The 937-nt window shown below is 42.9% G+C and carries 2 rRNA genes; both read right to left on the bottom strand.

What is annotated here, in order from left to right:
* Nucleotides 1-122: ribosomal RNA gene (locus ACFO4O_RS16415) — 23S ribosomal RNA — on the bottom strand; the annotation flags it as partial.
* Nucleotides 123-746: 624 nt separating this feature from the next.
* Nucleotides 747-937 (bottom strand): 16S ribosomal RNA (locus ACFO4O_RS16410); the annotation flags it as partial.

Here is a 937-nt window from a genome sequence, read left to right as displayed (position 1 = left end):
CCATTCGGACATCTGTGGCTCAAATGCGTTTTGTCAGCTCACCACAGCTTTTCGCAGACTTACACGTCCTTCATCGCCTCTAACTGCCAAGGCATCCACCGTATACGCTTAGTCACTTAACCATACAACCCTAAATAGCCTTCTTGACTCTTTACCACAAACACTTGCAAGCAAGTGGTCGCTGCTTCGGGCTTTACCGCAGGGAAACCCTGCTGACCCTACACATGCTCACTAAAGGGGTGGATGTTTGCACATCTCTCTCTTTATTAAGCAAGTAAATTGTTTAGCTAGTATTAACAACGAGCCTTTTGAATTCTCGTTGCGTTAGATTATATGAATGACAAGTTTGCTAATCATATTTTCGTGCAAAATAGTCTAATCACAGATTAGGCTATTCTTGCGCAAGGTGACTGTCATTACCTATACAAGGTAATACTCGCACACTTGCATCGCACATTCGTCAGATAGAGTAGCGGTTGAAAGAACATCTCTCGAATTACTTCGAAGTTGTTCAATCAGTTACTCTTTCGTTAAATATTGATTACTAATTATCAGCTTTCCAAATTGTTAAAGAACATTCAAGGCTTTAAAAAACCTTAATGGATAGTGCTTTGATAAGCATTATTCATTAAGGCGCTTCTACATGCCATACCACACTTTAAATTCACTTGTTCAACAAGCGCCTGTGGTAAATATATAACAAGAAAATCTGTGTGAGCACTGCATCAAAAGCACTCGACTTTTGGTAAGGAGGTGATCCAACCCCAGGTTCCCCTAGGGTTACCTTGTTACGACTTCACCCCAGTCATGAAACACAAAGTGGTAACCGTCCTCCCGAAGGTTAGACTAGCTACTTCTTTTGCATCCCACTCCCATGGTGTGACGGGCGGTGTGTACAAGGCCCGGGAACGTATTCACCGCAGTATGCTGACCTGCG

This window comes from Glaciecola siphonariae, assembly GCF_042652645.1.
Lineage (GTDB): Bacteria > Pseudomonadota > Gammaproteobacteria > Enterobacterales > Alteromonadaceae > Glaciecola > Glaciecola siphonariae.
This window is presented reverse-complemented; position numbering and strand designations above follow the sequence as displayed.